Below are 25,334 nucleotides of genomic sequence, written 5' to 3' on the forward strand. Positions count from 1 at the left end.
TAAGGTCAGGCTTCTTTATTTTGTGCATAGGTAGCATTCGATTTCATTATTCCCTTTTGAAAACGACGATAGGCCCGTCCATTCCAATAGAAGAACGAACTAATGAGACCGCCTTGTTTGATCAATTCTTTGGCCAACTTGTCCACTTTCGGCTGCTGCTTTACTTTTTCATCAGATAAATAAATACCAATTAATCCTCGATTAATTAATTGATGAAATTTCCGATGGGGAATGTCTTTTGTATGACGATCTGCTTCTTTTAAAAAGTGAGTTAAACGTGTAAATAGCTCTTCATGATTTTTATAATAAAAGCAAAAATTTAAATCGCCACCCGCTAAATCCTCTTCTTGATCAATAAAATAATCGAGCAAAATATGTAAGCCCTGAATATATGGGAAGTAACCATTATACAGTTTCAAAGCGTCAACCTTTCTAAAATCTTTCCGCATGGCATAGGAAATTAAACAAAATATCCCAAGTGTTGAACCTGAACATGCCGAAAATTCATACCATTTCATTGGTGGTAAGCTAGCTTCATATTTACCGAACCAATTCTCCAATCGGGGAACACGTTCAGATACAACAACATGTTTATGGATCTGTAAGTCACAATAATAATGACAAAGGGTTAAGAGATTCATTTGGATTGCTTGATATTCAGGTATATTTGCTAAAACTGATTGACATGTCTGCACTAATTCCTCCAGATAACCACCATCGTTTTGCTCGAGTCGATTTCGATAATAATTATCACCTTTTCGGTTAGGAGTTAGTGCATCACTCATCGATTCGTGAAGAGCGGCGAAATCATCTGGATCAAGTGAAGTACTTCGATCGCAAAGATTATCTAAGTAATCACTAATCGTCTGATAAGCAACAATAAAGCGAATCGCTTTTTTATATTCCTGTTGAGATAGGATGGCTAATATTCCTCCACCTTCGCAATGAAAGGCTTTATGTTCAATACTTGCTAACGCCTGCTTTCTTAATTCATCATTTGGGATTTCGCTTGCTCTTTTTTTCCAATAATTTAATTCATTGTGCACAGTTGGTAAAATATTCATATAAACTTGGCTCATTAATCCAATCGAGGAGGTAGGAACTTTCATAAGACAAATCCTTTCTATCTATCGGGTACTTATGCCCCCGAGCTTAATCTGCTATATAATAGCCAAGTGTTTTTAATTGCCCATCGAAAAAATCCTTCGCATATTGAAATACCGTCTCTCTTTCAGGTTCATTAAAAATTTCATGGTAGCATTCTGGCCATTCTTTAAATCTTTTTTCAGATAGAGGTGATAAATTAAACCATTCTTTTACTGCCTTTTTATTCACCACTTTATCATCGCCACCCTGCATAACAAGCATAGGTACATCCTGAATTTTTGCTATTTCTTCAAATGATAATTTCATGGCTGCAACAAGCTCTCGATACCAGCGTACTGACATCTTTGTTACATACAATGTATCATTGGAATCAATTTCTCTTACCTCAATATTTCTCGTTGCCATATCGACAGTCAATCCTGAATCTATTCTTAAGCTAGGTAGGACAACATTCAATCCATGTGATAAAATATCAAGAAATTTAGGTGGAGTATGAGTCAATCCAACACAAGGCGAAGACAAGATAACCCCAGCTAATTTTAACTGCTCTGTTTCTAATAATCGTATTGAAATTAATCCACCCATACTATGTCCAATTAAAAAAACAGGCAATTCAAACTGATAAGCCGTTTGGATCCAATCTTTTACTTCAAATAAATACTCATCGAAGGAATCAATATGTCCTCTTCTAGTGCGGGAGGTTAGCCCTTGACCCGGGAGATCCCCCATAATCACATGATACCCAGAAGAACGCCACATTTCAATTAACCAGCCATAACGACCATGATGCTCCGATGCTCCATGTATGATTACGATGACTGCTTTTGCCTCACCATCCGTTTCCCATTTCCACATCTCTCTTCCCCCATTCTTTTTAAAATAATATATTCATTCTCACTTTATTTATCTCTTTTATTCGATACAATAGTTAATATGTTATTGATTAGGAGTGAATGTCAAATGATCTACCCTTACAAAGAAAAATACCCAGTAATCTCCTCTTCAGCTTATATTGCTGATTACGTTACAATAACTGGAGATGTGTCAATCGGTGATGAGTCGAGTATTTGGTTTAATACATCGATTCGTGGCGATGTTGCCCCAACGATTATTGGTAAAAAAGTAAATATCCAGGATAATTGTGTGCTTCATCAAAGTCCTGGGAATCCCCTTATTATCGAAGACGAAGTGTCAGTAGGACATACAGTTATTCTTCACAGTGCGATTATTCGTTCAAAAGCGTTAATTGGTATGGGATCGATTATCCTTGACGGCGCTGAAATTGGTGAAGGTGCGTTTATTGGAGCTGGAAGTCTCGTTCCTCAAGGAAAAAAGATCCCACCAAACACACTTGTCTTCGGACGTCCTGCCAAAGTGATAAGAGAATTAACAAACGAAGATATCATTGATATGCAACGAATATCTAGAGAATACGCTGAAAAAGCACAATACTATAAATCCGTACAAAAAACTCAAGAATAAGCGATAACTCATTATCTTATTATAAACCTTAACACATCAATACACTCAAGAATTTAAGGTGATCTTATGCCGATCCTGTCTACCATCACTATACCGCTCGTAATCATACTCGCTTTTGTCTTATTAAAATATATGTCGAAATCCAAGAGTATTCTATTTGTTGCTGGCGTTTTGCTAACTGCATTTTGGATTGATTATACCGGTAAAACCGCAAAAATAATGGACCAGCTTAAAGAATGGGCAAAAGATCCTGTTAAAGTAACATCTCATTATTTGGAGGAGGATACCTCCCCATCCATTATTAAAATGAAGGAAAATGTTTTACTTGATTGTCCCGTAATCGAACAATTTCCCGAATTACCTCGGGGCTGTGAAGTTACAAGTCTGGCGATGCTTTTACAAAGTGCGAATGTATTAGTTGATAAGCTTACATTGGCAAAAGAAATTTATAAAAACCCCACACCTTACAAAATTGAAAATGGAATTACCTATTTTGGACACCCGAATGACGGATTTATTGGAAATATGTATACGTATAATGAACCAGGTTTAGGGGTGTACCATGATCCCATTAGAAAACTTGCTGAAAAGTATCTTCCAGGGAGAATAAAGGATTTTACTGGTGGCAATTTTCATGAAATAAAAATCCATTTATCTGATAATAGACCTGTATGGGTAATCATTAATACGCAATACAAAAAATTATCAAATGATCAATTTCAAACTTGGCAAACACCCAAAGGGAAAATTCAAATTACCTACAGGGAACATTCTGTTCTTATCACTGGTTATGATCAAGATTTTATATATTTTAATGATCCTTTAACTGGAGAGAAAAATAAAAAAGCACCCATAAAAGATTTCGAGGAATCTTGGGTGCAAATGGGGAGACAAGCTATTACATATCTCCCCTAATAAAATTACATCGGCTGAAGCGATTTTTCACCAATCGTTGCTGTTTCAAAATCATATACTTTTTCCACATATACTTGGTGCCAAACCATAAACATAAGAACCGTCCAGATTTTCCGGCTATTATCTGCCTTATTCTGACAATGGTCTTCTAATAGCTTCAATAAATAAGCTTTATTGATTAAATGATCCGTGTTACTTTCACGGATTATTTTTTTCGCCCAATCGTTCATTTCATCTTTAAGCCAATGACGAATTGGAACAGGGAAACCAAGCTTTTTACGATTTAAAACATGATCAGGTACAATACCTTCTGCCGCTTTTCGTAAAATATATTTCGTTGTACCATTCGCCGTTTTTAGGCTTGTTGGTATTTTCGAAGCAACATTAAATACTTCTTTATCTAAGAAAGGAACACGCAATTCGAGCGAGTGAGCCATCGTCATTTTATCTGCTTTTAATAGAATATCTCCTCGCATCCAAGTATGAATATCAATGAATTGCATCCGATCAACCGGATCATATCCTTTGCTTTCTTCATACAATGGCTTCGTAATATCGGTATAATTAAGCCCTGAATTGTAACCTTTTAAAATATGACGTTTTTCTTCTTCCGTGAACATTTTTGCATTTCCAATATATCTTTCTTCCATTGGAGTAACTCCACGTTCGATAAAGCTTTTCCCCTTTGTACCTTCTGGTAAGCACTTAGCGATACCTTTTAATACAGCCTTGCCAACACGAGGAATCTTATTAAACACTTCCAACGACTGAGGCTCACGGTAAATATTATAGCCCCCGAATAATTCGTCAGCGCCTTCCCCAGAAAGTACTACCGTAACGTGTTTTCTAGCTTCACGTGCAACAAAATAAAGGGGAACACAAGCAGGGTCCGCAAGCGGGTCGTCCATATGCCACATAATTTTCGGAATTTCATTCATATATTCCTGCGGAGAAATCACATAACTAATATTTTCGACACCCAATTTTTCAGCGGTCTCTTTTGCTACATCGATTTCACTGAATCCATTGTGGTCAAAACCGACAGAGAACGTCTTAATTGCTGGATGAAATTCTTTTGCAATCGAAGCAATGATAGATGAGTCGATTCCACCTGATAAAAATGATCCAACAGGAACATCACTACGCATATGAATGTTTACACTATCAAAAAGTACATCTTTAATCTCTTTAATAAAGTCAGATTCGGGCTTTTGAATAGGATGGAAAGAAGCACGCCAATAGCGCTTTATCTCCAATTTAGATCCAAGCCTTTTCGTAAAACAATGACCAGGTTCTAATTTTTGTATTCCTTCTGTCATCGAATAAGGTTCCGGAACAAATTGATACGTTAAATAATGCTGTAATGCATCTTTATTGATCTCTTTGTCTTTCATTGCTAGTAAAATGCTTTTCTTTTCAGAACCGAAGAATGTTCGATCACCATCTTCATAAAAGAAAAGTGGTTTGATTCCGAAATGATCACGAGCTCCGAATAATGTTTGTTCTTCCTTATCCCAAATTAAAAAGGCAAACATTCCTCTAAGCTTTTCAACCATTTTATCTTTTAAATGACTATAAAGGGCAATAATTACCTCTGTATCGGAATGTGTGGAAAAAGCAAAGCCTTCCTTCACAAGATCTTCTCTTAATTCTAAATAATTATAAACTTCCCCATTAAAAATAATCCAATAGCGTTCATTTTCATATGTTAATGGCTGGTGACCGCTCTCAATATCAATAATGCTTAATCGACGGAAACCAAACTGGATATTTTCATCTAAATAAAAACCATCATCATCCGGTCCACGATGGGTAATGACATCATTCATATTTTTAAAAATTTGCTTATCATCCTCACGAAATTGTTGTGCCTGATCGTGAACACACCCTATAAATCCACACATTATGTATGTCACCTACTCCATTTCTCGCTTTGTCTTGATTATCTTGATCATTAAAAAAGACTCTTTTCACGAAGATTGTTGTGTTAAGTCTATAAACTACATTTAAATCAACAAATTTTATGAAAATAGCCTAAAAAATTCACCTTCTAATACTACCACAAATATACCCTCATTTTAATGATTTAATCCTACTATATTTGACGAGAAATAAAAACGGGAGTTACATAAGATCTGTAACTCCCTACATTTTGAATTATTTCGCCGCTTGTGCTTTTAAGCTTTCCGCTTTATCTGTTCTTTCCCATGGAAGATCAATATCAGTACGACCGAAGTGTCCGTATGCTGCTGTTTGTTTATAAATTGGACGACGAAGGTCTAGCATTTTGATAATTCCTGCTGGACGAAGGTCGAAGTTTGCACGAACTAGATCCACTAATACATCTTCAGAAACAGTTCCTGTTCCGAATGTGTCAACAGAAATAGAAACCGGCTGTGCTACACCAATTGCATAAGCTAACTGAACTTCAACTTTTTCAGCTAAACCAGCTGCAACAAGGTTTTTCGCTACATAACGAGCAGCATAAGCTGCAGAACGGTCTACTTTAGTTGGATCCTTACCAGAGAACGCTCCACCGCCATGACGTGCATAACCACCATACGTGTCAACGATGATTTTGCGTCCAGTTAAACCAGCATCCCCTTGTGGTCCACCGATAACGAAGCGACCTGTTGGGTTAATGAAATACTTTGTATTTTCATCAATAAGTTCTTGTGGAACAACCGGATTGATTACATGTTCTTTTAAGTTACGTTGAATTTGCTCTAAAGAAATTTCTGGGTGATGTTGAGTCGAAATAACAATCGTATCAATTCGAACTGGTTTGTCGTTCTCGTCATATTCAACTGTTACTTGCGTTTTACCATCTGGACGTAGGTATGGAAGAATCTCTTCTTTACGTACATAAGTTAAACGTCTTGCTAGTTTGTGTGCTAGTGAAATTGGAAGAGGCATAAGCTCTTTCGTTTCATTGCAAGCAAAACCAAACATTAATCCTTGGTCTCCAGCACCAATTGCATCTAGCTCTTCTTCTGACATTTGTCCTTCACGAGCTTCTAATGCTTTGTCAACTCCCATTGCAATATCAGCTGACTGCTCATCAATGGATGTTAAAACCGCACATGTTTCTGAATCGAAACCATATTTTGCACGGCTATAACCAATATCTTTAATTGTTTGGCGAACGATTTTTGGAATATCTACGTATGTAGAAGTAGTAATTTCACCTGCAACCAAAACTAAACCTGTTGTAACACTTGTTTCAGCAGCAACACGAGCATTAGCATCTTGTGCTAAAATTGCATCTAAAATTGAATCAGAAATTTGGTCACAAATTTTATCTGGATGACCTTCCGTTACTGATTCAGAAGTAAACAATCGACGTTTTGTTGACATCCGAATTCCTCCTATATAAAAACCTCATTATGATACGGTACTCATTCCCTATTAGTATGAATAAAGCATAGAGTTTTTATGTTGACTGTTTATTCAGGAACAAACTCTATTGTGATTATTAAAAGACACTTTCTAAACAAATAAAAAAACCTTCCCCAATTTCTTCCGAGGAAAGGTTGTTGGTTGTTCGTTCCGCGCCTTTCACTCTTATCGTTCAAGGTCGATACCTTGCGCAGGTTTAGCACCTTTTCCAAAATAACAGACTTGATCCATTATTTAACTTGGCAGGTTGCTGGGTTTCATAGGGCCTGTCCCTCCACCAGCTCGGGATAAGAGAGTATCCGTTCAAGGAAAAATCATACATCAATATGTCGAACCTTGTCAATCCTTTTATCGTTTATTTTCGAAAAAAATGAACGATAAGTTAACAAAATTTATTTTTATATTTTACAATGAATAGTATAGACTAATTAAGTTAATGTGTTATACTATTTAACATAAAGTGACTTCTTATTATTGATTTGGTATACTCAAAAAATTAAATACTATATAATGAAAACAAAACGGTAAAGGAAGGTATTCATCACATGAATTCTGTCAGTGTTACAAATGAATTAAATGTATTATTACAAGGCGAAAATGTGCAAGTTCAATTATCTGTACCACAGTTAGTAGAGAAAGTCCTTACTCGAAATGAAGGTTTATTAACTTCTACAGGTGCTGTTCGTGCGACTACTGGTAAATATACAGGGCGTTCCCCTAAAGATAAATATATCGTAGAAGAAGCTTCTGTGAAAGACAAAGTCGATTGGGGTTCCAATCAACCTATTTCTGAAGAAGCTTTTACACAATTATACACGAAAGTTATTAATTATCTCCAAGAAAAAGAAGAAATTTTCGTTTTTAAAGGATTTGCAGGTGCAGACAAAAAATATCGTCTACCTATTCAAGTGGTCAATGAATACGCATGGCATAATCTTTTTGCTCATCAGTTATTTATTCGTCCTAATGATGAAGAACTATTAGATCACCACTCTCCATTCACAGTCATTTCTGCTCCAAATTTCAAAGCGGATCCTGCGGTGGATGGAACTAAATCAGAAACTTTTATTATTATTTCTTTTGAAAAACGTACAGTCCTTATCGGTGGAACAGAATATGCTGGAGAAATGAAAAAATCTATTTTCTCCGTTATGAACTATGTTTTACCAGAGCAAGATATTTTCTCTATGCATTGTTCGGCTAATGTCGGACGTGAGGGTGATGTTGCTTTATTCTTCGGCTTATCTGGAACAGGTAAAACAACACTTTCTGCTGATGCTAATCGCCGCCTAATTGGTGATGATGAGCACGGTTGGTCATCCAATGGGGTCTTTAACATTGAAGGTGGATGTTATGCTAAAACGATCAATCTTACCCGTGAGAAAGAGCCTCAAATTTTTGATGCCATTCGTTTTGGAACAGTTCTTGAGAATGTTGTAGTCAACAACGAAACTCGAGTTGCCGATTATGATGATAATTCATTAACTGAAAACACACGTGCAGCTTATCCGTTACAAGCGATTTCAAATATTGTTGACCCAAGTGTGGCCGGTCATCCGAATACAATTGTGTTTTTAACAGCTGATGCATTTGGGGTACTACCTCCGATCTCTAAACTAACGAAGGAACAAGCAATGTATCACTTCTTAAGTGGATTTACATCTAAACTTGCTGGAACAGAGCGTGGAATTACATCACCTGAAGCAACCTTCTCGACATGCTTCGGTTCACCATTCCTACCACTACCAGCAACACGTTATGCTGAAATGCTTGGTAAAAAAATTGCTGAACACAATTCACAAGTGTTCTTAGTAAACACAGGCTGGACTGGCGGAGAATACGGTGTAGGTAGCCGTATGAAGTTAGCTTATACTCGTGCGATGATTCAAGCTGCTCTAGAAGGCGAATTAAATCATGTAGAAACGATTCAAGATCCTATCTTTGGTTTAAATATTCCTTTACATGTAGCTGGTGTACCTGATGAAGTGTTACAACCAAACAAAACTTGGGCGGACCAAGCAGCATATGAAGCAAAAGCAAAAGAACTTGCTACAAAATTCCGTGAAAACTTCAAAAAGTTTTCAAATGTACCAGCTGATATTGAAGAAAAAGGCGGACCAATCGCTTAATATAAGAAAAGCGCAAGCGCCTTGATCAGCCCCGACAAGCAAATGCTTCGCCAGCCGGAAAGTCATTCTTTGACTTTTTGGTTGGCGAACATTTGACCTCGAGGTCGACAAAAACGCGACGTCCTGTCGCATTGTCGACACTAGGACTCCTGTACGTCGGGGCTAGGACGCTTGCGCTGGACAATTTTCGAAGTCCGAAAATGTTATACTTATCTTATAAAAAATGTCATCTCTCAAAACTTGGAGATGACATTTTTTATTAGTTCGTAGAATTCAATGAAACCAATTGATAAGTAATCTTCGTTTGTTTGTTTTCCCATTCGATTCTTTTTATCATACATGTACCACTTGAGTCACTTTCAAGTGTTTTGCGGATGTCTAATGGAATATCAATGGGATACAAGCGGTAGTCTTCTTTCGTTAATTCAAACAGGTTTTCCTCAATTCGTACTTCTCTTCCCTTTGTTACAACAAGAGTGTTTAATTCTAATGGCATCCCCATTTCAATCGCTCCTTATCATGATTTGTCCTTATTTTACCATTACTTTCTTCATCCATGAAGCTAAATCACTTACAACTTTTCGGTTAATCGCCGGCGGAAAGTAATGAGTGAATTCTTCAAAGTACCAGCTTTCTACTGTTTTATTATGTATTTTTAAACATTTTTCCAATTTGTAGGCATGTTCGACTGACACATTCCCGTCCTTTACCCCATGGATAATAAGTACTGGTGACATTAGTTTTTCAATCTGTAATAATGGGGTTCGCCACTCATACCGCTCTGGGAATTTAGCTGGAGTTCCCCCTATAACCCGCTTCATCATTTTTCGTAAATCGAGTCGTTCCTCATATGTTAAAAACATATCTGAAACACCTCCCCAGGTAACCACCGAGGCTGCTTCTGGAAATTTAATGGCTGTCAGTAACGCCATGACACCTCCTCGGGAAAAGCCGAATATGTGAACTCCCTTTACTCGGGAATGTGATAACAATAGACGAAATGCGGAGAAAGCATCCTCTCGATCATCACCAGCAAAATCTTCATTTCCGTCTCCTCCTTGATTACCACGGTAAAAAGGGGCAAAAACGATAAATCCTTCCGAGGCGAATTGGGCAATTCTAGCAGGTCGAACCTTACCAACATTCTTAATCCCCCCACGTAAATAAAGGAACCCATCTAAAGGTTCGGTCGTTTTCGGCTCTGCCAATAGTCCTTTCACTTTTAAACCATCGGATAAATAAGTAATGATTGATAGATCAACACCTGGATTTGGTGATGGAAATCGTTGCACATCTAAGATAACTCCTTTCATCTCAAGCATAAATACTACACATCCTTTTTGAAAAAAATCGTTCTAGGCATTCACACATTTTTTCTATGTTCATACGATAACGTAGATTCGAAAATCGCCCATTTTCTAAATTAAGGAGGCACACGTTATGAAGAAAAAGTGGCTTAAAGTCAGTTTTTCATTATTGTTTGTTTTTATTTTAATGTTTTCGCTGTCTGCCTGTAGTAAAGAGAAAGTTCAAAAAATTAAAGTTGCGGAAGTTACACACTCTATTTTCTATGCTCCTCAATATGTTGCCCTTGAAAAGGGATTTTTTAAAGATGAAGGACTTGATGTGGAAGTAACTACCGTTCCCGGTGGCGATAAAACGATGACTGCTTTACTTTCTGGCGGTGTCGATATTGCACTTGTTGGTTCGGAAACTTCGATTTATGTGCATGCACAACAGGCGAATGATCCGGTAATTAACTTTGCACAGCTCACTCAAACTGATGGCACTTTCCTCGTTTCACGTGAGAAGATTGAAAACTTTTCATGGGATCAATTAAAGGGTAGTACATTCCTTGGACAACGTAAAGGTGGAATGCCGCAAATGGTCGGTGAATTTGTATTGAAAAAGCATGGAATTGATCCGCATGCTGACTTGGAATTAATTCAAAATGTTGATTTTGCAAATATTGCACCGGCTTTTTCTTCAGGTACAGGTGATTATGTTCAATTATTTGAACCTACTGCTAGTGTATTTGAGCTAGAAGGTAAAGGACATATTGTTGCCTCCTTTGGAAAAGAATCTGGTCATGTCCCTTACACCACATTTATGACAAAAGAAAGCACGATGAAGGACCAAAAGGACATGGTTGAAAAATTTACCAAAGCTATCTATAAAGCTCAGCAATGGGTTGATTCCCATTCTGCCGAAGATATTGCTGAAGCAATCAAACCACATTTCCCTGATACTGATGTTGAGCTAATTGCAACAGTTGTTGAGCGCTACAAAGAGCAAGGTTCCTATGCAACAGATCCAATTTTGGATGAAGAAGAGTGGAATAACTTACAAAATATTATGGATGAAGCTGGTGAACTTCCTGCAAAAATTGACCATAAAACCATTGTTAATACGAAAATTGCAGAAGATGTTATGAAATAAATTAAATACATTTACGATAGGGAGGCCGCAAATGAGCTATTTAGAGATTAATCATGTTCACCATACGTATTTTACAAAAACATCGGCTACTACGGCCCTCTCCGATGTTAACATTCAAATCGAGGAAGGGGAGTTTATCTCCTTCCTTGGCCCGAGTGGCTGTGGGAAAACAACGTTATTATCGATTATCGCAGGACTTATTTCACCTACAGAGGGTAAAGTTTTTCTAGAAAAAAAGCCTGTCAAACAATCGAGCTACCAAATTGGTTACATGCTTCAGCAAGATTATCTTTTTCCATGGAAAACAATTGAAGATAATATTTATTTAGGTTTAAAAATTTCCAATAGATTAAATGAAGACTCAAAAAAACATACGCTGGAGCTTTTAAAGAAAATGAGTCTTGGTGATATTGAAAAGCAATATCCTAAACAGCTTTCTGGCGGGATGCGGCAGCGTGTGGCTCTTGTGCGAACTCTTGCTACAGAACCAAAAATTCTTATGCTTGATGAACCTTTCTCAGCATTAGATTATCAAACAAAACTAAAACTCGAGGATTTGGTATCAAGCACCTTAAAATCATTTGGAAAAACAGCCATCCTAGTGACACATGATATTGGTGAGGCTATAGCAATGAGTGATCGTATCTTTTTGTTCGCCGCAAACCCTGGAAAAGTTCATAAAGTTTTCATTGTACCTGAGGAATTACGATTATTAACTCCATTCGAAGCTCGGAATCATGAGCATTATTCAAAAATTTTTCAAACCATTTGGAAGGAGCTGGAGTCCCTTGAATCCAGAGAATAATACGAAACTCCTTCATGATAAATATATTCAATCTTTAAAACGAGAAAAGAAATGGGTCAGATTCTACCAGATTCTCATTTTTATCCTATTTTTTTCCGTTTGGGAACTAGCAAGCCAAAGGAATTGGATTGATCCTTTACTATTTAGTTCTCCATCAAAAATATGGGGATTGCTTATCGACAAACTCCAGGATGGTACGTTAATGGCTAATATCGGAGTAACTTTAACAGAAACCATTTTTGGATTTATTCTAGGAACGTTTTTAGGAACATTATTAGCGGCAATTCTTTGGTGGTCACCTTTTGTTTCGAAGGTATTAGATCCTTATTTGGTCATCTTAAATTCCATGCCAAAAGTGGCATTAGGTCCTATTTTAATTGTCGCACTCGGTCCGGGCTTTTCCTCAATCATTGCCATGGGTGCGATTATTTCAATCATCATTACCACGATTGTCGTTTACACCGCTTTTAAAGAAGTTGATCCAAATTATTTAAAAGTACTTCAAACTTTCGGCGCAACTCGGCTTCAAAGCTTTAAAGAAGCGATTCTCCCTGCATCCTTCCCAACGATTATTTCAACATTAAAGGTAAACGTTGGACTTTCCTGGGTTGGCGTTATCGTTGGTGAATTTCTTGTCGCTTCAAAAGGACTTGGTTATATGATCATTTACGGATTTCAAGTTTTTAACTTTACACTTGTCCTACTATCCTTATTGGTCATTGCTATCTTTGCAACACTCATGTATCAATTGGTTGATTTTATTGAAAGAAAATTAATAAAAAATCAGTAACGGGTGTATTCATTTTGAACTGCACCCTTTTATTTTTTCAAGACAAATCGTAATCACATCATCTTGCATAATAAAACTGTAAGGATCATTAAATCTTTCTTTTAATAAAAGTTCCTTTCCCACTAGGACTGGACCATTTGTCTCCATGTAATCTCTATTTTTTGCTAAATGGCTCACTCTCCCCCAAAAAACCTTTTTTACAAAGGCACCTTCTGGTTCCATTACCTTATATGTGCCAATTGGGATCAATTTATTTAATATCCCACCCGTTTCTTCCCGAACTTCGCGTCTGGCAGCTTCTTCTAGCGTTTCATCGGCTTCCACTTTACCACCTGGAAATTCCCAGCCCCTCTTCTTATGATTAGTAAGTACCCAGTTATTTTCATTCTCACAAATAACTAAAACATGCTTTGCCTCTTCAGGAAAAGATTCAGGTTCAAACAAGAATTTTATCTTATAACCATTTGCATCGATAAACTCACTCAAACAAATCATCCTCAAAAATAAGTAATATTATGATTTATTATACCGAAATAATCTTCCAATGCACACAACCACTTTAACACAGTAAAGCGCCGGGGGACAGTCCCCCAGCGCTTTACTGTGTTAAAGGAGTCATTATAAGATTCCCATACTTTCGATGTGTGCTTTAGCTTCTTGGTCTCCTAGTTGGTGGAGCATACCGTAAACTTCTTTTAATGTTTCGTCATATTTATCGTTTGATCGGTCATGATGATATTCAAGAAATGGAACGTGAGCCCTGAAGAAATTTATCCATTCCGTTGAATAGTTAGAATCAAAATACTCTCGTAGTTTTATGATTTCGTCATCAGTAGCCTCAATTTTATAATTCCAAGTTGAGCCAGTGGCACTTTGAGAGATTTCCCCCGTACCAACTGAAACATAATACGTCTTTTTTTTATCCATGATCGCATCTTCCTTTACATAATAATCTAGACTTTTCTTCATTACGTTAAGACATTAGGATTGTCATTATTCGACATAATTAGTCGAGATATTTCTGCCTGAATTTTTCGTTAAATACTATTATTCGTTTCCCACATTGGTATATAATTTATGCAAGTTTTAAAAATTGGATGAATCCATCGTGTTGTCCCTTTCGACCAGCGAGAATATTTTTCATTTAATTAGGGGATTGAATAAATAAGGTGTTTTTTAAAATTAACATGCTAGGGGTGAAGAAAATGAAATTGGTGGATGAACTATTTGAGCTTTATCGTGACAAGCTTACTGGTGATGAAGAAGATATTGATATGCTTACTTTCGCATTTTTAGAAGAAATGGAATATGAAGATTTATTACACATCATTCAGGAAATGGAAAAACAGGAATTATATGATTTAATGGGTGTTTATTTAATTGAAAGTTTAAAGGGTAAATTTGCCCAAGAAGAATATGGTCAAAGAAGAGCTCCAATCTTTCCACAGAGGAATGTTCATTAATTGTAATATACATATTTTAAGGTCTTTCCAATATGAGAGGAAAGACCTTTTTTATTCCACGAAACCTTTCTAAAGTATGGTAATATATACAAAGAGGAGGTGTATTTATGTTAACAACCATCTTAATCATCTCAGTTATTATCGTGCTCATTGTGTTATTTTTAGCGGTTATTACGACTTCTAAAGCTTATTCTTATAAACATACTGTAGACCCGATTTCAACTAATCAAAAATCCAATGATGACAAAAAGGACTCACAAGATTAGGCAATCTCATGAGTCCTTTTTCTTTTATTAATTTTTACGCAAATACTTGCTTTAACTCTTCTTTTGGTTGGTCTAACCAAAATCGCATTAATCGTTTTGCCCCTTCAAGATCATGCAGTTTCGCTTGCCCACATTGAGTTTCGTTTGCAGCAGGAATTTCAACTGTTTCCAGTGCATCCGTCATCGTGTCATGAAGAAGATCGATAATTTCATCCACTGTAGGAGCTCCACTTACAACTAAATAATAGCCAGTTTGGCAACCCATTGGTGAAATATCAATAATATCAAAATGATCGTATTTCTCGGAATGCTTACGAAGCGTAAAGGCTAATAAATGCTCTAATGTATGAATCACATCTGGCTTCATCGCTTGTTTATTTGGCTGACAAAAACGAATATCAAATTTATTTACAACACCATCGCTACCAACTTGGTGTACGCCACAGTGTCTTACATACGGGGCTTTAACCGCATTATGATCTAATTCAAAGCTTTCAACTGAAGGCATTACATTCACTCCCTATTCACTTTAGAAATATTTCTTTACCTATTATACATTAAATCCCGAGTTAATTCATCAACTTACACAGAATTTATTTTTTAGACCTTATAGGTTATTTATGTTATGTTCTTTTTATGTCATTGAAATAATGAAAGGGAGTGAAAATGTTGTTAAAAAAAGTGTTTATTAGCCTGATCCGTTTCTACCAAATTGTTCTTTCGCCCTTAAAGCCACCCACTTGCCGTTTTTACCCTACTTGCTCCCATTATGGATTGGAATCCATTAAGAGGTTTGGTCCGTTAAGGGGGGGCTGGTTGACCGTCAAAAGAATTGTTAAATGCCATCCTTTTCATCCAGGTGGACTTGACCCTGTTCCAGATGAATGGCCTTCAAGTAATAAAAATAAACCTATAAACTAGTTGTTGTATCCATTAACGATTAAGTCCAATTTACCTGTTTTTGGATCAATCACTAAACCATGAACAGGGACATTTTTTGGCATTAATGGATGCTTATTGATAATCTCAACACTATGGGCAACACTGTCTCTAACAGATGTAAAACCTTCAAACCATTCAGTTACATTAAGTCCTGCATAAGCAAGTGTTTCAAAAGTTTCATCTGTGACACCGTTTAGTTTCATTTTTTCTATGACTGGACCAGCCTTCATCCCACTCATACCGCAATCATAGTGACCAATTACGAACACTTCTTCAGCCTGCAATTCATAAACGGCAACAAGAATACTTCTCATAATACTTCCAAATGGATGGCTCACTAAAGCACCAGCATTTTTAACAAATTTTGCATCCCCATTTGCTATATTTATCGCTTTAGGTAATAGCTCTAATAAACGGGTATCCATACAAGTCAAGATGACCGTACGTTTATTAGGAAACTTTGTTGTTTCGTATTCCTCGTATTTTTTCTCTGCCACAAATTTTTCATTATACACTAATATTTCATCTAAAAATCTTTTCTTTTCCATCTGCTATACCACTTCCATTCTTCCATTCGTATTTTCATTTTCCTCTTGCAATTTCATAATAAATTATGTATGATACAAAAGGTAATCGGAATGATTCCGTATTATATTTTTATTTTATTGAAAATCCATTAAAAGCACAAATAATAAATGTTTAATATTTTTTTGTTTCCTAAATCGTAATTACTACGATTTGTATTCGAAGGGGGAAATTACATGAAAAAAACTGCCATACTAACTATTCTATTTTTTCTTATTAGCTCTATTCTTGCTGGGTGTTCCGAAAAATCAAAAGAATCAGCAAAAGAAACTGGAAAATTAACTGTCTATACAACCGTCTATCCATTAAAATATTTTACAGAAAGAATTGCGGGAGATCTAGTTATTGTGGAAACCATTTATCCTCCAGGTTCTGACGAGCACACATTCGAGCCTTCTCAAAGAGATATGATGAAACTAGCGGATGCGGATTTATTTTTCTCCATCGGGCTTGGTCTTGAAGGTTTTGTTGAAAAAGCAAAAAATACACTCAAAAATGAAGATGTCCAATTTATTGCAGTCGGTGATAAATTAAATAAAACCGAGTTAGTCGAAGAAACCGAACATCATGAGGATGAAGAAGATAATCACGAAGAAGAGGAACATCATCATGGTGATGTTGATCCACACATTTGGCTTGACCCTGTATATGCAAATGAAATGGCTTTAGCTATTAAAGATGCCCTAGTATCAAAATTACCAAAAGAAGAAAAAACGTTTGTTGATAATTACAAAAAGCTTTCAAAAGAATTAAATGAACTTCATACCACATTTCAATCAACGATTGGCAATGCTAAACATAAAGATATCATTGTTTCGCATGCTGCTTTCGGTTATTGGGAAAAAAGATATGACTTACATCAAATTAGCATTTCAGGCTTAACAACTTCTTCTGAGCCTACTCAAAAAGACTTAGAGGAAATTGTAAAAATAGCTGAAGAAAAAAATATAAAATTCATCTTATTTGAACAAAATGTTAGCTCAAAGTTAGGGAAAATTATTCAAAAAGAAATCGGAGCTAAATCATTAGCATTACACAATCTAGCCGTTTTGACCGAGAATAACATTCATAATAAAGAAACATATTTTACCTTAATGAATGAAAATATTCAATCACTTGCCAAAGCTCTAAATGAAAGTAAATAGGGGTAAAGTTTCTTCTGAAACCTAAATTTGCTAATTTGAAAAACGGATGAAAGTAGCTTATTTTCCTCAAGCTAAGTCTGTATCATGTAAGCCATTATCTCTATTGCAGCTTACATGGATACTAATTAAGAGGAGTGATAAATCATGGCACAAGACGTTCTCTGCGAAGTTAACAATTGTTCATATTGGGCAAAAGGAAATCGCTGTTCTGCTGAACAAATTTATGTTGTTAGCCATAAAGGTAAACAAGCGGACACTTCTCAAGAAACCGATTGTAAAACCTTTGAACCTGGTGAGTGATTTCAAAATTTAATTGCATGGAGGGGACTAAACAAATCGTTTTAGTCCCTTTTAATTAAACTGAAATTTCCTTTTTTCAATTAACACTTCATTTAATCTTCTCTCATTGATTTGAAATCCGATCCCAGGCTCTATTGGAACGGCGATATTCCCTTTTTCCACTATAACCTCAGGATAAGTAATATCCTCTTCCCAATAACGTGAGGATGCTGAAATATCTCCGGGAATATGAAAACCAGGAAGTGAAGCAAGTGCAATATTATGTGCCCTTGAAACCCCAAATTCCAACATCCCGCCAACCCAAATATCGATGCCATTTTTTAGACATAGATCATAAATATCTTTAGCATTTTTCAAGCCTCCAACACGGCCAATTTTAATATTAATCACTTGGCAGCTTTCTTGCTCAATTGCCCGTTTTACATCATCATAGGAATAAATACTTTCATCCAAACAAATGGGCGTTTTCACTTCCTTTTGCAGCTTCGCGTGATCTAAAAAATCATCATGGGCAAGTGGCTGCTCGATCATTAATAGCTGAAAATCGTCCAACGCTTTTAACCGATCCAAATCTTGAAGTGTATAAGCGGAATTGGCATCTGCTAGTATGGGTACATCTGGAAATTGCCTTCTTATTTCTGATAAAAATTCATAGTCATTAGGGGGATTTATTTTTAACTTTATCCGTTTATAACCTTCTGCAACATACTTCTCCATTTGTAAAAGCGCCTCTTTAATCGATTGGCTGCCTACTACTGCTCCAGAAGGAATTTCTTTTCGATTTCCACCAAGAATTGTTGTTAAAGATTTGCCTTTCTGTTTTGCATATAAATCCCAAATGGCTGTTTCTAAAGAAGCTTTTGCCATCTGATTTCTACGGATTGGCTCAAATAAATGACTCACTTGTTCAGGGTGTGAAATCTTTGCTTTTTGCAATAAAGGAATTAAAAAATCAACAAGCATATGGTAACAGGTTTTTACCGTTTCCTCTGTATACCATGGTGATGAAAATGCCACTGCCTCTCCATACCCTTTTAACCCGTCTCGGTCAGAAACTTCAACTATGATAGCTTCCCGTTCTGAAACAGTTTGAAGATGGCTTGAAAATGGAAATTTTAAAGGCATAGAGATGACCGAAAGAGAAATTTCTTTAATGTTCAAGGGATTGTTCCTCCCACCATTCTTTAAGCTTATGTCTCATTAGCTTTTTTGCAGCATTCCGAGGGAGCTCATCCTTAAAGATAAACTTTTTCGGAACTTTATATTTAGCTAAACGTTGTTGACAAAACGTTAATAATTGATGTTCCGACACTTCTCCTTTTGGAACAATCACGGCAACTGGTACTTGCCCCCATGTTTCGTCAGGAACTCCAATTACCCCAGCATCAATGATTTGGTCATGTGAAAGCAAAATCCCTTCGATTTCAGCCGGATAAATATTTTCTCCACCAGAAATAATGAGGTCAGACCTACGATCAAGCACGTATAAAAATCCATCCTCATCCAAATAACCAATATCCCCTGTATAAAGCCAGCCATTTTTTATTTTTTCCAATGTCTCAGTAGGGCGATTTAAGTAGCCAGCTGTAATATTGGGTCCTTTAAGAGTGATTTCCCCTGCCTCTAATGGCTTTGCTTCTCTCCCTTTTGGTGTAACAATTTTCAATTGTACTGGGAACAATGGTTTCCCAGCTGAACCAAGCTTGATTAAGCTATCTTCAGGTGCTAAAGTAACAACCTGCGAAGCCGTTTCAGTCATTCCATACGTTTGATAAACGGGAATATTTTTTTCTACACAGGCTTCAAGTAACGGCTTAGGAACAGGTCCGCCACCAGCTAGCATGCATCGAAATGTAGATGGCAATGACTTATCTTGTAACTGATTAAGTAATCTAGATAGCATCGTTGTGACTACTGAAACGATTGATGCTCTACCACCTACTATATCTTCAATTATTTTCTCCTCATCGAATCCTTCATGAAGTAGGACAGTCATCCCATATATAACACCTCTTATCAAGATAGAATAGCCGCTAATATGAAAAAGAGGAACCGCGCAAATCCATCGATCCTGTTCATTTAACCCTAAATTAAAAGCAGAGCCTGTTGCACTCCACCAATGATTTCCATATGTTTGGAGCACCCCTTTTGGATTTCCAGTAGTGCCAGATGTGTACATGATAGAGCATATTTCATCGAGACATGTTTCTTCTTCGATATTAAAGGGAGTCGTGTATTGATTGAAAAGTTCATTCTTTAGTACAACAGGACACTCATTAGAAAGCTCAGAGAAAATCGCTGAATATTTTTCCTCCGTCAAAAGTACCTGCGCATTCGAATCAGTTAGTTGATAAGAAATTTCAAAAGGTGTTAATCGGTTGTTTAAAAGAATAGCTCGACATCCAATTAATTGGAGAGCAAATAGAATATAGATTGTCTCAATATGATTAGTAAGCATCAAACCTATATTGTCTTTATTCTTTATTCCGATGGTTGTCATTTTTTCTGCTACAGATTGGGACTGCTCGTACAATTCTAAAAAGGTCACTTCTTGCTCTTCAAAAATAAAGGCAACACGGTTTGGAGTAAGATAAGCACGTTTTTTCAATAAATTTGGTATTAATTCATTTGGCACCTTTCCCATCATCTCCTCTATTAAGATACGAAAACAGCCTGATGGAAAAAACCATCAAGCTGTCAAATACATAAAACTTTAAGATCAAGGGAATCTTGGGAATTGTCCGAAGTCAGGTTTACGTTTTTCCTTAAAGGAATCTCGACCTTCTTTTGCTTCGTCCGTTGTGTAATAAAGAAGTGTAGCATCACCAGCAAATTGTTGAAGGCCTGCTAAACCGTCTGTATCAGCATTCATCGCTGCTTTCAAGAAGCGAAGTGCTGTTGGGCTTTTCTCTAAAATTTCTTCACACCATTTGATAGTTTCTTCTTCTACTTGATCTAAAGGAACTACCGTGTTAACTAATCCCATGTCTAAAGCTTCTTGCGCATTATATTGACGGCATAGGAACCAGATTTCACGAGCCTTTTTATGACCAATAATTCTTGCTAAGTATCCTGAACCATAGCCAGCGTCAAAGCTACCTACTTTAGGACCTGTTTGTCCAAAAATAGCATTGTCTGCAGCGATCGTTAAATCACACACAACATGAAGGACATGTCCTCCACCAATAGCATATCCTTTAACCATAGCAATAACTGGCTTAGGAATGACACGAATTAAACGTTGAAGATCAAGAACATTTAAACGAGGAATTTGGTCCTCACCTACATATCCACCATGTCCTCTAACAGATTGATCTCCACCTGAACAGAATGCTCTATCTCCTGCACCTGTAAGAACGATAACCCCCACGCTTGCATCATCGCGTGCAAAAGCAAAGGCATCGATTAATTCCATGACTGTTTTTGGACGGAAAGCATTGTGAACTTCGGGTCTATTAATTGTGATTTTAGCAATACCATTATATGTTTCGTAAATGATATCTTCGTACTTATGTCCGGCAATCCATTCTACTGCTGCCATAACGGATTCCTCCCTCATTTATGTATTCTACAAAAACCCACTTACTATTGTACCAAATTTTTCAGCTTGTTCCACATGAATTGCATGGCCAGCATTCTTTACTTTATAAATCTTCGCTTTAGGCAAGGATTTTTGCATCTGCAATGCAATTTGGCAAAATTTTTGATCAAGTTCTCCGACAATGAACAGCGATTCTGCCTTCATTTCCTTTAAATTTTCCCAGTAGGATGGTTGGCTCCCAGTTCCCATTCCAAGTAAGCTGTTGATCAACCCAATAGGATGATTGGCTAACCTCTGGGTTCGAATTCTATCTCTTGTAATTTCGGGTAAAGATTTTTGGGACTGAAAAAGAGGGATATCCTCCCAGTAATCGACAAATTCTATTATACCCTTCTCTTTAATAAAATGAGCAAGCTTTTCATCTGCTTGTTGCCTTTCTCTTCTTGCTTCTTCCGTTGCAAGTCCAGGGGAGGCACTTTCTAAAATCAATTTTCTAATTCGATTTGGAAAAAGAATTGCCAACGAAATGGCTAATCTTCCCCCCATTGAATAACCGAGAAGATCAACTTGTTCAATTCCTAGTTGATCCAATATAGAAATGCAATCCTTTGCTACAGATTCTATCTCATATCTTCCAAGAACTTCAGGATGTTCTGTCAGCCCATGTCCAATAATATCAGGCATAATTAGTTTAGCTTTATTTCCTATAGTAGAGCAATATGGCATCCAATTCGTTCCCCTACCAGTAAAGCCATGGAGTAATAATAGGGGATGCCCTTCACCACATATCTCTACATGGTAGGTTATATCGTCAACGAGAAACTTCATCGCTTTCCACTAGCAATGAAGTTTTCTATTTCCCGGGAAACAGAATTCCACAATTCTCGATGATGTACAACATTTTTTTCACGATTTGTCGGAACTTCCAGAACTTTTAGACCCTTTTCATCTACTGTCTTTGAAAAAGCTGATAGAAACTCATCCCAGTTCTCTGTTTTCTTATAGGAACCATTATACATCTTGACAATATGTTTAAAATCTAAATCTAATGGAGTCCCAAAAAGTAATTCGAAATTTTTCGGATGATTTGCTTGTGGTAAAAAGGAAAAGATTCCGCCACCATTATTATTAATGATTATAATCGTGATATCGATATTTAAGAGCTTAGCAGCGAGAAGTCCGTTTAAATCATGGTAAAAGGTTAAATCTCCTAATACTAAATACATTTTATTAGAATAGACAGCAGCCCCTATTGCTGATGAGATCACCCCATCAATTCCATTAGCACCTCGATTGGCCATTACTCTTATTGATTTTTGATTTGAGAAGAAGAACGAATCTAAATCCCGTATAGGCATACTATTTCCAACAAATAAAGTTGAGTCATCTGGAAGCAAATCTGCTAATAAAGCAAATAGTTTTCCTTCATCCATATCACTTAAATCCCTAACCGATAACATTTGTTCTTTAGCCATTTCATTTAGCGCCAGCCAATCTTGTAAATGTTGATTTTCCAGATCTTCTGGCAATAGCGATAGGATGGATTGACAAAATCGACTCTCGTCACAATGAATCATATTGGATGCTAAAGCAGATGGATCACTCCAGCCACTTCCACCATCAACAACTAAATGATTGTTTGTGCGATTTTCTTTTAGGAAAATAGATAGGGCTTTTGAAACAGGCATAGCGCCAAAGCGAAGAATGATATCTGGTTGTAAAAATGTTTTCGTATCATCACTTCTTAAAAAACTATCATAACAATCCACAATGTACCGGTCCTCATGCTTCCCGCTCCGTAATTGTGAAAGCGGGTCAACAAGGATAGGGAAAGAAAGTCGTTTAGCTAATTGGATGATTTCTTTATTTAACTCTTCGTCATCCAAAGGTCCTACAACAATCACACCATTCCGATTTTCAGCTAACACATTAGCCAATAAAGCAAAGCGTTTGCTGTCTAACGTCCAATTCCCCGTTTCAATCTGTACATATCGATCTGAACGCTCTTCCATTTCAAATAATTTCTCACTGTCAAGCAATGGGATTAATGGCTCGCGGAATGGAAAATTCAGATGAACTGGTCCCATTGGCTGACAGCATGCAGTGCTTACAGCACGAGCACAGGTCATACGAACATATCGAATAAGAGTACTTTCCTTTTCAGGCAATGGCATTTCGTAAAAGGCTTTTACATGATTCCCATAAAGATGGATTTGATCGATGGCTTGTGGAGCACCAACCTCCCTTAGTTCAGGTGGTCGATCAGTAGTAATCACAATTAAAGGAATTCTTGAATATTTCGCCTCTATCACAGCTGGATAATAATTAGCTGCTGCTGTGCCAGATGTGCAAAGTAAAGCGACAGGTTTTTTTATTGCCTTAGCCATCCCTAAAGCAAAAAAACCTGCTGAGCGCTCATCAATTTGAATATGAATTTTTAAATCCGGATGTTCAGCCATCATCATGGCCATAGGTGTTGACCTAGAACCTGGGCTTACCACAACATCGCGTACACCCGTAAGAACCAATTCATTAACAAAAGCTGCGGTATAAGCGGTTAATGCTTCTTGATAATTCATTTATTTTTTCCTCCAAGTGCGTTTAACATCGGGCGGAATTTGATATTCGTCTCTTCATACTCGCTATCCGCATTTGAGTCTTCGACAATACCACATCCGGCAAACAAGGAAGCTTCTTTTCCCTGGATTAGTCCCGAGCGTATCGCAACGGCAAATTCTCCATTTCCATTTGTATCTAACCAACCGATAGGTCCGGCATAAAAACCTCGATCCATCTCTTCTATCTCTCGTATTTTTTCAATCGCTTGGAGCTTAGGCATCCCCCCAAGTGCAGGAGTTGGATGTAAATGCTCTACAATTTGCAGCAATGAAGTATTTTCTTTACTAATACCTGTTACAGGAGTGTATAAATGCTGAATATCTTTCATTTTCATTAATACAGGCTCATTAGGTATTGTAAGCTCAATACAAAAGTCCTCCATCGCCTTTCGGATCATATCGACTACGTATTGATGCTCAATTAAGTTTTTTGAATCTGATAATAAATTATTACCTAGTCGATCATCTTCTTCGACAGATTTTCCTCGCGCTGTTGATCCAGCTAAACAAGTTGAAAACAATACTTTGTCTTCTTTTTTCACCAATCTTTCCGGCGAAGCACCTATAAAGCAATCACCATTTGATTCAAAAGCGAACACAAAACTTTTCTTTTGTTCATTAAGTAAATGATGTAGGACACTTTCCACTTCAATTACCTGGTTAAAAATGAGTCTAAGTTCCCTAGCTAGCACAACTTTCTTCAAAGTCCCTTTTTGCAAATCAGCTACTGCGTTTTTCACAGACTCTTTCCAGCCGTCAGGATTCATTTCTTCTATATTATATGGGTTATTTTCTTTTTCAAAAAATGGTTCAGTTAATTGCTTTAAAAGCTTAGTCCTTTCGTTATTCACCTTCATTGCTAAAGATTCATCATCATTCTTTGTACATAAAATATTTGTTGTTAAATAAGTTTGTCCTTCAATAATCGATAGCATATACTTTGGAAGATGAAATAATGTATGAGGATATTTTGACCACAGATCGGTATTTGGTTTTAAAGGATCAAAAGAGAATCCTCCAAACATGGTTGGACCTACTCCATGTACTGAATGGGTAGCATGAACAATTCCATCCTGAATGAATGTTTTCCACTCTTTTTCAACATGAAAAAACCGGTCCTTTGATTGATCCGATTGTATTTGCTTACATATTCCAAGTCCAACAATAATGGACATATCCGATGGGTCTTTCCAAAAAAATCTTTCTCCATGAAATAATTCTTTTCCAGCATAAAAAAAAGAAAGCGGATTAATCTTATCAATTTTATGGACTTCGCTAACTAATATCGGCTTATTTAAATTTTTTGACCGAATAAGAGCAGATCGAATTCCTTCTATTAGTTCCGTTTCTTGGATGGTAACCAAAAAAATCCCTCCAAAACCAGTCAATAATGACTGCAATCCATACC

At 36.8% G+C, this 25,334-nt stretch carries 27 protein-coding genes and 1 riboswitch; of the genes, 11 read left to right on the plus strand and 16 right to left on the minus strand.

Going from position 1 to position 25,334, the window contains the following annotated elements:
* Positions 1-5: 5 nt before the first annotated feature.
* Positions 6-1,109 (minus strand): tetraprenyl-beta-curcumene synthase family protein, encoded by a 1,104-nt coding sequence (locus ACFSO7_RS21310; protein ID WP_377879411.1) that lies wholly within the window; start codon positions 1,107-1,109, stop codon positions 6-8.
* A 43-nt stretch (positions 1,110-1,152) separates the two neighbouring features.
* Positions 1,153-1,962 (minus strand): alpha/beta hydrolase, encoded by an 810-nt coding sequence (locus ACFSO7_RS21315; protein ID WP_377879412.1) that lies wholly within the window; start codon positions 1,960-1,962, stop codon positions 1,153-1,155.
* A 105-nt stretch (positions 1,963-2,067) separates the two neighbouring features.
* On the opposite strand from ACFSO7_RS21315, the gene ACFSO7_RS21320 reads away from it, so the two are divergent.
* Complete coding sequence (locus ACFSO7_RS21320) at positions 2,068-2,589, plus strand: gamma carbonic anhydrase (RefSeq protein WP_377879413.1); 522 nt, start codon at positions 2,068-2,070, stop codon at positions 2,587-2,589.
* A 66-nt stretch (positions 2,590-2,655) separates the two neighbouring features.
* Positions 2,656-3,504 carry a C39 family peptidase gene (locus tag ACFSO7_RS21325; protein ID WP_377879414.1) on the plus strand — a complete coding sequence of 283 codons (849 nt, stop codon included), beginning with the start codon at positions 2,656-2,658 and terminating at the stop codon, positions 3,502-3,504.
* A gap of 5 nt (positions 3,505-3,509) precedes the next feature.
* On the opposite strand, the gene asnB is transcribed toward ACFSO7_RS21325, so the two are convergent.
* The gene (asnB, locus tag ACFSO7_RS21330; protein WP_377879415.1) at positions 3,510-5,408 is read right to left on the minus strand and encodes an asparagine synthase (glutamine-hydrolyzing); all 1,899 of its coding nucleotides are present in this window, start codon (positions 5,406-5,408) and stop codon (positions 3,510-3,512) included.
* Positions 5,409-5,661: 253 nt separating this feature from the next.
* Positions 5,662-6,861 (minus strand): methionine adenosyltransferase, encoded by a 1,200-nt coding sequence (gene metK / locus ACFSO7_RS21335; protein ID WP_377879416.1) that lies wholly within the window; start codon positions 6,859-6,861, stop codon positions 5,662-5,664.
* 204 nt (positions 6,862-7,065) lie between these two features.
* Positions 7,066-7,197: riboswitch (SAM riboswitch) on the minus strand.
* A 251-nt stretch (positions 7,198-7,448) separates the two neighbouring features.
* On the opposite strand from metK, the gene pckA reads away from it, so the two are divergent.
* Positions 7,449-9,032: a phosphoenolpyruvate carboxykinase (ATP) gene (gene pckA, locus ACFSO7_RS21340; protein ID WP_377879417.1), complete on the plus strand. Its 1,584-nt coding sequence runs from the start codon at positions 7,449-7,451 to the stop codon at positions 9,030-9,032.
* A gap of 259 nt (positions 9,033-9,291) precedes the next feature.
* Here the strand turns inward: pckA and ACFSO7_RS21345 are convergent, their stop codons facing one another.
* Both ACFSO7_RS21345 and ACFSO7_RS21350 read right to left on the minus strand, forming a co-directional pair.
* Entirely contained in the window at positions 9,292-9,534 is a 243-nt protein-coding gene (locus tag ACFSO7_RS21345) for a DUF2584 domain-containing protein (protein ID WP_377879418.1), read from the minus strand.
* A 28-nt stretch (positions 9,535-9,562) separates the two neighbouring features.
* Entirely contained in the window at positions 9,563-10,354 is a 792-nt protein-coding gene (locus tag ACFSO7_RS21350; protein WP_377879419.1) for an alpha/beta hydrolase family protein, read from the minus strand.
* A gap of 118 nt (positions 10,355-10,472) precedes the next feature.
* On the opposite strand from ACFSO7_RS21350, the gene ACFSO7_RS21355 reads away from it, so the two are divergent.
* The 3 genes from ACFSO7_RS21355 to ACFSO7_RS21365 are packed head-to-tail and all read left to right on the plus strand — an operon-like array spanning position 10,473 to position 13,066.
* Positions 10,473-11,471: an ABC transporter substrate-binding protein gene (locus ACFSO7_RS21355; protein WP_377879420.1), complete on the plus strand. Its 999-nt coding sequence runs from the start codon at positions 10,473-10,475 to the stop codon at positions 11,469-11,471.
* Positions 11,472-11,502: 31 nt separating this feature from the next.
* Positions 11,503-12,276, plus strand: coding sequence for an ABC transporter ATP-binding protein (locus ACFSO7_RS21360; protein WP_377879421.1), 774 nt, complete (start codon positions 11,503-11,505; stop codon positions 12,274-12,276).
* A complete protein-coding gene (locus ACFSO7_RS21365; protein ID WP_377879422.1) occupies positions 12,260-13,066 on the plus strand; it encodes an ABC transporter permease in 807 nt (268 codons plus the stop codon). Before ACFSO7_RS21360 ends, ACFSO7_RS21365 begins: the two co-directional genes overlap by 17 nt.
* A gap of 9 nt (positions 13,067-13,075) precedes the next feature.
* Here the strand turns inward: ACFSO7_RS21365 and ytkD are convergent, their stop codons facing one another.
* Together ytkD and ACFSO7_RS21375 are read right to left on the minus strand one after the other, a co-directional pair.
* Positions 13,076-13,561 carry an RNA deprotection pyrophosphohydrolase gene (gene ytkD / locus ACFSO7_RS21370; RefSeq protein ID WP_377879423.1) on the minus strand — a complete coding sequence of 162 codons (486 nt, stop codon included), beginning with the start codon at positions 13,559-13,561 and terminating at the stop codon, positions 13,076-13,078.
* Positions 13,562-13,684: 123 nt separating this feature from the next.
* Entirely contained in the window at positions 13,685-13,993 is a 309-nt protein-coding gene (locus ACFSO7_RS21375; RefSeq protein ID WP_377879424.1) for a hydrolase, read from the minus strand.
* A gap of 278 nt (positions 13,994-14,271) precedes the next feature.
* Between ACFSO7_RS21375 and ACFSO7_RS21380 the strand changes: the two genes are divergently transcribed.
* Both ACFSO7_RS21380 and ytzI read left to right on the plus strand, forming a co-directional pair.
* Positions 14,272-14,529, plus strand: a complete 258-nt coding sequence (locus ACFSO7_RS21380; RefSeq protein ID WP_377879425.1) for a DUF6154 family protein — start codon at positions 14,272-14,274, stop codon at positions 14,527-14,529.
* Between the two features lie 107 nt (positions 14,530-14,636).
* Positions 14,637-14,795: a YtzI protein gene (gene ytzI / locus ACFSO7_RS21385; RefSeq protein WP_377879426.1), complete on the plus strand. Its 159-nt coding sequence runs from the start codon at positions 14,637-14,639 to the stop codon at positions 14,793-14,795.
* A gap of 34 nt (positions 14,796-14,829) precedes the next feature.
* Here the strand turns inward: ytzI and ACFSO7_RS21390 are convergent, their stop codons facing one another.
* Positions 14,830-15,303 carry an S-ribosylhomocysteine lyase gene (locus ACFSO7_RS21390; protein WP_377879427.1) on the minus strand — a complete coding sequence of 158 codons (474 nt, stop codon included), beginning with the start codon at positions 15,301-15,303 and terminating at the stop codon, positions 14,830-14,832.
* Between the two features lie 158 nt (positions 15,304-15,461).
* On the opposite strand from ACFSO7_RS21390, the gene yidD reads away from it, so the two are divergent.
* Positions 15,462-15,716 carry a membrane protein insertion efficiency factor YidD gene (gene yidD, locus ACFSO7_RS21395; protein ID WP_377879428.1) on the plus strand — a complete coding sequence of 85 codons (255 nt, stop codon included), beginning with the start codon at positions 15,462-15,464 and terminating at the stop codon, positions 15,714-15,716.
* Here the strand turns inward: yidD and ACFSO7_RS21400 are convergent.
* Positions 15,713-16,285, minus strand: coding sequence for a beta-class carbonic anhydrase (locus tag ACFSO7_RS21400; RefSeq protein ID WP_377879429.1), 573 nt, complete (start codon positions 16,283-16,285; stop codon positions 15,713-15,715). The genes yidD and ACFSO7_RS21400 overlap by 4 nt on opposite strands.
* A 213-nt stretch (positions 16,286-16,498) precedes the next feature.
* Between ACFSO7_RS21400 and ACFSO7_RS21405 the strand changes: the two genes are divergently transcribed.
* Both ACFSO7_RS21405 and ACFSO7_RS21410 read left to right on the plus strand, forming a co-directional pair.
* Positions 16,499-17,467: a metal ABC transporter solute-binding protein, Zn/Mn family gene (locus tag ACFSO7_RS21405; protein WP_377879430.1), complete on the plus strand. Its 969-nt coding sequence runs from the start codon at positions 16,499-16,501 to the stop codon at positions 17,465-17,467.
* 144 nt (positions 17,468-17,611) lie between these two features.
* A complete protein-coding gene (locus ACFSO7_RS21410) occupies positions 17,612-17,767 on the plus strand; it encodes a DUF1540 domain-containing protein (RefSeq protein ID WP_377879431.1) in 156 nt (51 codons plus the stop codon).
* A gap of 51 nt (positions 17,768-17,818) precedes the next feature.
* On the opposite strand, the gene menC is transcribed toward ACFSO7_RS21410, so the two are convergent.
* The 6 genes from menC to ACFSO7_RS21440 form a co-directional block, all read right to left on the minus strand.
* Complete coding sequence (gene menC, locus ACFSO7_RS21415) at positions 17,819-18,928, minus strand: o-succinylbenzoate synthase (RefSeq protein WP_377879432.1); 1,110 nt, start codon at positions 18,926-18,928, stop codon at positions 17,819-17,821.
* Positions 18,918-20,402, minus strand: coding sequence for an o-succinylbenzoate--CoA ligase (locus ACFSO7_RS21420; protein ID WP_377879433.1), 1,485 nt, complete (start codon positions 20,400-20,402; stop codon positions 18,918-18,920). The genes menC and ACFSO7_RS21420 overlap by 11 nt, the downstream gene beginning before the upstream one ends.
* A gap of 84 nt (positions 20,403-20,486) precedes the next feature.
* Positions 20,487-21,308 carry a 1,4-dihydroxy-2-naphthoyl-CoA synthase gene (gene menB, locus ACFSO7_RS21425; RefSeq protein ID WP_377879434.1) on the minus strand — a complete coding sequence of 274 codons (822 nt, stop codon included), beginning with the start codon at positions 21,306-21,308 and terminating at the stop codon, positions 20,487-20,489.
* Positions 21,309-21,335: 27 nt separating this feature from the next.
* Positions 21,336-22,136: a 2-succinyl-6-hydroxy-2,4-cyclohexadiene-1-carboxylate synthase gene (gene menH, locus ACFSO7_RS21430; RefSeq protein ID WP_377879436.1), complete on the minus strand. Its 801-nt coding sequence runs from the start codon at positions 22,134-22,136 to the stop codon at positions 21,336-21,338.
* Entirely contained in the window at positions 22,133-23,887 is a 1,755-nt protein-coding gene (gene menD, locus ACFSO7_RS21435; RefSeq protein WP_377879437.1) for a 2-succinyl-5-enolpyruvyl-6-hydroxy-3-cyclohexene-1-carboxylic-acid synthase, read from the minus strand. The genes menH and menD overlap by 4 nt, the downstream gene beginning before the upstream one ends.
* Positions 23,884-25,290: an isochorismate synthase gene (locus tag ACFSO7_RS21440; protein ID WP_377879438.1), complete on the minus strand. Its 1,407-nt coding sequence runs from the start codon at positions 25,288-25,290 to the stop codon at positions 23,884-23,886. Before ACFSO7_RS21440 ends, menD begins: the two co-directional genes overlap by 4 nt.
* Between the last annotated feature and the right edge of the window lie 44 nt (positions 25,291-25,334).

This window comes from Bacillus sp. CGMCC 1.16607 (genome assembly GCF_042683745.1).
Lineage (GTDB): Bacteria > Bacillota > Bacilli > Bacillales > Cytobacillaceae > Pseudoneobacillus.